This is a genomic window from Alsobacter soli, assembly GCF_003004785.1.
GTDB lineage: Bacteria > Pseudomonadota > Alphaproteobacteria > Rhizobiales > Beijerinckiaceae > Alsobacter > Alsobacter soli.
This window is the reverse complement of the sequence record NZ_PVZS01000011.1, coordinates 167,332-173,971: the sequence shown is the minus strand read 5'-3', so window position 1 is coordinate 173,971 and position 6,640 is coordinate 167,332. Positions and strand designations below refer to the sequence as shown.

Here is a 6,640-nt window from a genome sequence, read left to right as displayed (position 1 = left end):
GCCGCGGGAGCGGGAGCCGCAGGGGCGGGAGCCGCCGGACGGGGAGCCGGCGCAGCCGGGCGCGGGGCGGCAGCCGCGGGGGCCGCCGGCGCGGCCTCCGGCTTCGGATGCTCGCCCGGACCAATGATGCGACGCTTCACCTTCTCCACGACCACGGCCTTCGAGCGGCCATGCGAGAAGCTTTGCCGTACGACACCCTGCTCGACCGGGCGCTTCAGGCTCAACGTCTTGCCGGGGACGTGGAGCGTCTTGTCGCCGCTGTTCTTCGTATCAGTCATTCCGCTCTTGTTCCTGCGGTTCTCGGGTCGTCGTATCGGCTGCCGCCAATGCCATGTGCGTGGGGTCCGCGGGGACCTGCCCGTCGGGCAAGCCGGCGCGGTAACGCTCCAAGGCCCGACAGCGCGCAAGACATGCGCGGGCTGCGGGCCCTTCGAGGAGCGCTGCATGTATCACATGTGACCGTCCCAATGCCAAACCCAATTCGGAAGAATCGAGCGCCGCCACGACGGGAATCGCATCGGCTCTCTCGCCGTAGCGTCGCCGCAACGCCTGCCCGATCTTCCTGACCCCGTCCGCGGCTGCGTCCGTGGCCTGGAGGATCCCCGCCACGCCCTGCGCGATGGCGGCCTCCACCTTCGAAAACCCTGCGACGACTTGCCCGGCCTTGTTCGCCATGCTCAGCGAATCCCGGGCGTCGCGCTCCAGCAGCCGCTCGATGTCGTCGGCGAGCGTCGCCGGGACCTTCACGGACGCCTTGAGGCTGCGCGCGAATGCCTTCTTGCGCGCGGCCTCCTCGACCGCCTGCCGCGACGCCGTGACCCAGACGCCGCGACCGGGCAGCTTGCGCTTCAGGTCGGGGACGAGCTGGTCGTCGGGACCGACCACGAAGCGGATCAGCTCGTCAGGAGGGCGAACCGTCCGGGTGGCGACGCAGGTCCGCTCGGGACCCTCCTGCTCCGCCTGAGACCGCCTGTTCGCCACGCCTGTTCGCCTCTCCGTATCCGTTCAGGACGGCGGGGCGTCAGGCCTCCGCCGCCTCCTCGTGCTGCTCGCCCTCGGCTTCCGCCGCAGGCTCGATCCAGCCCGCCTTGACGCGCGCGGCCATGATCATGGCCTCGGCCTCCTCGCGGGAGATCTCCATGCCGTCCAGGAAGCCGGCGTGGCGGGTGGTCTCGCCCCCCTTGCGCTCGGTCCAGCCGACGAGGTCGTCGGTGGCGCAGCCCGCGAGGTCCTCGACGGTCTTCACGTCGTTTTCGCCGAACTTCACCATCATGGCGGTGGTGACGCCCTCGACCTCCTTCAGGTCGTCGGCGACGCCGAGCTCCTTGCGGCGCTCGTCCTGCTCGGCCTCGATCCGGGCCAGGTAGTCGCGGGCCCGGTTCTGGATCTCTTCCGCCGTGTCCTCGTCGAAGCCCTCGATGGAGGCGAGCTCCGAGACGTCCACGTAGGCCAGCTCCTCCACGGAGCGGAAGCCCTCGGAGGCGAGCAGCTGGCCCACCACCTCGTCGACGTCCAGCGCCTCCATGAAGATGGAGGTGCGGGACACGAATTCCTTCTGGCGGCGCTCGGATTCCTCGGCCTCGGTCAGGATGTCGATATCCCAGCCGGTCAGCTGCGAGGCGAGGCGCACGTTCTGGCCGCGCCGTCCGATCGCAAGAGATAGTTGGTCATCCGGGACCACGACTTCAATACGCTCGGCGTCCTCGTCGAGCACCACCTTCGCGACTTCGGCCGGCTGGAGGGCGTTGACGATGAAGGTGGCCACGTCTGGCGACCACGGGATGATGTCGATCTTCTCGCCCTGGAGCTCGCCCACCACCGCCTGGACGCGCGAGCCGCGCATGCCCACGCAGGCGCCGACGGGATCGATGGAGCTGTCGCGGGAGATCACGGCGATCTTGGCGCGGGAGCCGGGGTCGCGGGCGACCGCCTTCACCTCGATGATGCCGTCGTAGATCTCCGGCACCTCCTGGGCGAAGAGCTTCGCCATGAACTGCGGGTGGGTGCGCGACAGGAAGATCTGCGGGCCGCGCTGCTCGCGGCGCACGTCGTACACATAGGCGCGGATGCGGTCGCCGGGGCGGAACACCTCGCGCGGGATCAGCTCGTCGCGGCGCACGATGCCCTCGCCGCGGCCGAGGTCCACGATGACGTTGCCGTATTCGGCGCGCTTCACGACGCCGTTCACGATCTCGCCGATGCGGTCCTTGAACTCCTCGTACTGCCGGTCGCGCTCGGCCTCGCGCACCTTCTGCACGATGACCTGCTTGGCCGACTGGGCGGCGATGCGGCCGAAATCGAAGGGCGGCAGGGTGTCGGCGATCGTGTCGCCCACCTGGGCGGCCGGGTTGAAGCGCTGCGCGTCCTGCAGGGCGATCTCGGTGGCCGGGTTCTCGACGGCGTCGACGACGTGGAGGTAGCGCGACAGGCGCAGCTCGCCGGTGCGCGGGTTGATGTCCGCGTGAATCTCCGTCTCCGCGCCGTAGCGGGAGCGCGCGGCCTTGGCGATGGCGTCCTCCATGGCGGCGAGGACGATCTGGCGGTCGATGACCTTCTCGCGGGCGACCGCGTCGGCGATCTGCAAGAGCTCGAGCCTGTTGGCGCTGACGGCCATGGGTGTCACTCCTTCACGGGCCGGCTGACGCCCGGCCTGGACTGGGAATTGGGCTTCTTCTTCGGGGATGCCTTCGGGCCGGGTCCGGCCTTTTTCGGCTTGGCCTTGGGGCCGCGATACGGCGAATGGGGCGGCGGGACGGGCGCGATCTCCTCCCCTGCCTCCATCTCGTCGGGCGGGATGACGTCGTCGTCCTCGCCCTCGTCGTCGAGGCTCTCGCCCCTGAGCGCGGCCTTGCCGCGGCGCAGCGACTCGCGGATGAGCTCGTCGGTGAGCACGAGGCGCGCCTCGCCGATGTCGCCGAGCGGGAGGCGGACGCGGGGCTCCTCGCCTTCCTTCAGCTCGGTCTTCTCGATGACGGCATGGCCTTCCTCGGAGCCCACGATGACGCCGCGGAAGCGCTTGCGGCCGTCGTGCGCGACCTGCATCTCGATCTTCACGATGTGCCCGGCCCAGCGGTCGAAATCGGTGGCGCGGACCAGCGGGCGGTCGATGCCCGGCGACGAGATCTCGAGGTGGTAGGCGCGGTCGAGCGGGTCGTCCACGTCCAGCGCCGGCGAGATGGCGCGGCTCGCGGCCTCGCAATCGTCGACCGTGAAGGTTCCGTCGGGACGCTCGGCCATAATCTGGACCGTGCAGCCGTTCTGGCCCGAGATCTTCACCCGCACGAGGCGAAAGCCGAGGTCGTGCAGCACGGGGGCGACGATGGCGCCGACGCGGGCGGCGACGCCGGTCTCCTGGATCAGTCTGGGTTCGTCGAGTTCCGACACGCAGGTCCCCGCAAAGGCCTAAGCAAAAAAGAGCGGGTCCCGCGGGCCCCACTCTCACAAGACGATCAGACGACCGTGATGCGACGTTGTTGGATGGCGCGCACTATACGCATCTGCGGCCCCGATGCAAGAAACTTCGCGCCCGACGACGCCGAGACAGAGCTTTGTCCGGATTCCTCCGGATCACCCAGCGAGCGAAAGCGAAGCCGCAAGATACTTTTTGGTGAGGTTCTTGAGCCATATTCCCGGCATTGGTGCAGGGGCTCATTTATGCAACCGCTCAAATCCGTTGTGACCGAGGTGGAGGCCGCAATCGCCAGCGGTCAGGACGGCAAGCGCGTCGATACGCTGCGCCGGATCACCAATCTGTTTGTGGAGCAGTCGCCCCAGCTCAACGAGGACCATGTGGCCGTGTTCGACGAGGTGATCGTCCGGCTGGCCCACGAGATTGAGTTCCGGGCCCGGGTGGACCTGGCCGAACGCCTCGCCGACGTCGCCAATGCGCCGGTCAAGACGGTGCGCAACCTCGCGTTCGACGAAAACGCCGCCGTGGCGGCCCCGGTCCTGGAGCGCTCGACCCGCCTCGCCGACGAGGACCTCGTGGAGATCGCGCGGCAGCGCGGGCAGGATCACCTCATGGCCATTTCGGGCCGGCGGCACCTTCCCGAGAGCGTGACTGACGTGCTGGTCGTCCGGGGCGATGAGCGCGTCGTCCGCAAGGTCGCCACCAACGACACGGCCAAATTCTCCGAGCATGGCTTCTCGACCATGGTGAAGCGGGCGGCGGAAGACGCCGAGCTCCAGGATATCCTGCACGGCCGCGGCGACCTGCCCGCGCATCACACGACGGCGCTGATCGCCGCCGCCAAGGAGCGGGCCCGGGCCGAGATCCTCAGTTCCATGAAGGGCCGGGACGACCTGGTGGCCGACGCGCTGGACGCCGGCGCGGACGCGGTCATGAACGCCACCGGCCCCATGATCCTGCTGTCCGACCTCGAGGCCGCCGAACCGCGGGTGACCGCGATCGAGATGCGCGGCGCGCTGACGGAGGACGAGATCGTCCGCATGCTGAAGGCCGACAAGCTGGCCGACGCGCTGGTGGGCTTGGCCCACGTGGCGAAGATGTCGTCCGAGATGGTGGCCAACGCCTTCAGCGCCCCTCACTTCGACCCCCTGCTCTTCATCGTGAGGGGCGTCAGGTTCAGCTGGCCCACCTTCAAGGCCTTCCTGCTGGCCAAGGCGGGCAAGACCGCGCCCCAGAGCCTGCTCAAGAGCGCCTTCGCGAGCTACGAGAGCCTGAGCATCCCGACCGCCCAGCGCGTGATGCGGTTCGTGGCGGCGCGCCAGAAAGTCACGCAGACTTAACGAGTCGTTAGCGCGACCCGCCTCCTTTCATCGATCGCGTTGAAATTCTCCTGAGGCCTATCGCTTAGGTTGTTGCTTGAAGGAGCGACACCATGGCGATCCCCATTCCGCACGACATCGCCTCGAACCTGGCGTCCGCCGGGCCCGAGAAGCGGCTGCAAACGCTCCGCAGCGTCACGGACCTGTTCCTGAAGCAGGCGGACGGCCTCGTCGAGGAGCAGGTGGCGCTGTTCGACCAGGTGATCCTGTTCCTGGCCCAGCGCATCGAGATCTACGCCCGCGCGGAACTCGCCGAGCGGCTGGCGGACGTGCCGAACGCTCCGCCGGAAACCATCCTGAAGCTCGCCTCCGACGACATCCAGGTGGCCCGGCCCATCCTGGAGCGGTCGCCCCGGCTCTCCGACGGCGACCTGGTCTCGATCGCGCTGGCCTTCGGGCGCGACCACATGATCGCCATCGGAACCCGGCCCGAGATCGGCGAGACCGTCACCGACGCGCTGGCGATCCACGGCGACGCGGCCGTGGCCTGCGCGGTGTCGCGCAACGCGACGGCGCGCATCTCCGCCACCGGCTTCGGGCGGCTGATGGCGCTCGCGGCCCGCGACGACGAGCTTCAGCTGGCCCTCGGCGAACGGGAGGACCTGCCCCAGGAGCACCTGGAGTCCCTCATCGGCATGGCCAAGGACATGGTCCGGGCCCGGCTCTGCGCCGTGGCCGACAGCCGGCTCGCGGGCCTCGTGGCCGCGGCCATCGACAAGGGAGCGTCGCGCTTCACCGAAAGCGGCGCCCTCGCCCGCCGGGCCGAGGCGCGGGATATCGAGGAGGTCACGCTGCGCTTCCAGCGCGGGGAACTGACCGAGGGCGACGTCGTGGCCTACGCGCGCGATGGCCGGCGAGGCCAGGCGCTGGCGGCGCTGGCGCTGCTGGCCCAGCTCCCGCGCGCCATCGCTGACCGGGTGTTCGTGGATCCCGACGAGGACCTCCTGCTCATCGTGTGCAAGGCGGTCGGGTTCAGCTGGCGGACGGTCCACGCCCTGCAGCGGTTCCGGCTGGCGCCGAGCCACAAGCCGTACGACCCGGAGCGACTCCAGGACAGCTACGAGCGCCTCAATCCCACGACGGCCGGCCGTGTGATCCGGTTCCTCCACGCGCGCGACGCCCATGGCGCGCTTTCGGTGGTGCAGTAGACAGGGTCAGAGGCGGCGGATGCGCAGGTAGCTGGGCGTCCGCCCTTCGCGCAGGGCCTTCGCCTCATAGCGGGTGCCCGGCCAGCCCGGATACGGCGTCCGCCAGTCCGCGGCGCTTGAGGCCTCCCAGACGAAGTCCGGCGACCGCAGCACGCGGGCGAGCACCCAGCCGACATAGTGGTCAATGTCGCTCGCGAACCAGAACGAACCGCCGGGCCTGACGATGCGCGCCAGGCGCGCCAGCATGGCGTCCGACACGAAGCGGCGCTTGTGATGGCGGCGCTTGGGCCAGGGATCGGGATAGAGCTGGATCACCCGGTCCACCGACGCCTCGGGGAGCGCTTCGATCACCTGCAGGGCGTCGCCGTCGTAAAGGCGGATGTTGTCCAGCTTCTCGGCGTCGACCGCAGCCAGCAGCTTGGCCATGCCGTTCACGAACGGCTCGCAGCCGATGAAGCCGACGTCCGGGTTCTCGCGGGAGCGGGCGAGCAGGTGCTCGCCGCCGCCGAACCCGATCTCGAGCCAGAGCCCGCCGACGGGTCGTGGGAAGAGCTCCCGCGGCCGAGCCAGGTCCTGCTTGGGGTCGATCCGCAGGCGGGGCAGCAACGTCTCAAAGAGATCGGCCTGCCCGGCCCTCAGTTTCTTGCCTTTGCGGCGGCCGAAGAAGGCGCCGCGTTCGCCTGCGGCGCCCGACATGCCGCAGA

The 6,640-nt window shown here is 69.4% G+C and carries 7 protein-coding genes; 2 read left to right on the top strand and 5 right to left on the bottom strand.

Annotated elements, in window-relative coordinates:
• The 4 genes from SLNSH_RS12365 to rimP form a co-directional block, all read right to left on the bottom strand.
• Positions 1 to 278 (bottom strand): translation initiation factor IF-2 associated domain-containing protein (locus SLNSH_RS12365; RefSeq protein ID WP_196240249.1); only part of this gene is annotated, 278 nt, incomplete at its 3' end.
• Complete coding sequence (locus SLNSH_RS12360; protein ID WP_106337293.1) at positions 271 to 981, bottom strand: RNA-binding protein; 711 nt, start codon at positions 979 to 981, stop codon at positions 271 to 273. The genes SLNSH_RS12365 and SLNSH_RS12360, both read right to left, overlap by 8 nt.
• A 40-nt stretch (positions 982 to 1,021) precedes the next feature.
• A complete protein-coding gene (gene nusA, locus SLNSH_RS12355; RefSeq protein WP_106337292.1) occupies positions 1,022 to 2,614 on the bottom strand; it encodes a transcription termination factor NusA in 1,593 nt (530 codons plus the stop codon).
• A 5-nt stretch (positions 2,615 to 2,619) separates the two neighbouring features.
• Positions 2,620 to 3,384 carry a ribosome maturation factor RimP gene (gene rimP, locus SLNSH_RS12350; RefSeq protein ID WP_106337291.1) on the bottom strand — a complete coding sequence of 255 codons (765 nt, stop codon included), beginning with the start codon at positions 3,382 to 3,384 and terminating at the stop codon, positions 2,620 to 2,622.
• Positions 3,385 to 3,654: 270 nt separating this feature from the next.
• Between rimP and SLNSH_RS12345 the strand changes: the two genes are divergently transcribed.
• Both SLNSH_RS12345 and SLNSH_RS12340 read left to right on the top strand, forming a co-directional pair.
• Positions 3,655 to 4,749 carry a DUF2336 domain-containing protein gene (locus SLNSH_RS12345; protein ID WP_106337290.1) on the top strand — a complete coding sequence of 365 codons (1,095 nt, stop codon included), beginning with the start codon at positions 3,655 to 3,657 and terminating at the stop codon, positions 4,747 to 4,749.
• A gap of 92 nt (positions 4,750 to 4,841) precedes the next feature.
• Positions 4,842 to 5,936, top strand: a complete 1,095-nt coding sequence (locus tag SLNSH_RS12340) for a DUF2336 domain-containing protein (protein ID WP_106337289.1) — start codon at positions 4,842 to 4,844, stop codon at positions 5,934 to 5,936.
• Between the two features lie 6 nt (positions 5,937 to 5,942).
• Here the strand turns inward: SLNSH_RS12340 and trmB are convergent, their stop codons facing one another.
• A complete protein-coding gene (gene trmB, locus SLNSH_RS12335; protein ID WP_106337288.1) occupies positions 5,943 to 6,632 on the bottom strand; it encodes a tRNA (guanine(46)-N(7))-methyltransferase TrmB in 690 nt (229 codons plus the stop codon).
• Positions 6,633 to 6,640: the final 8 nt, after the last annotated feature.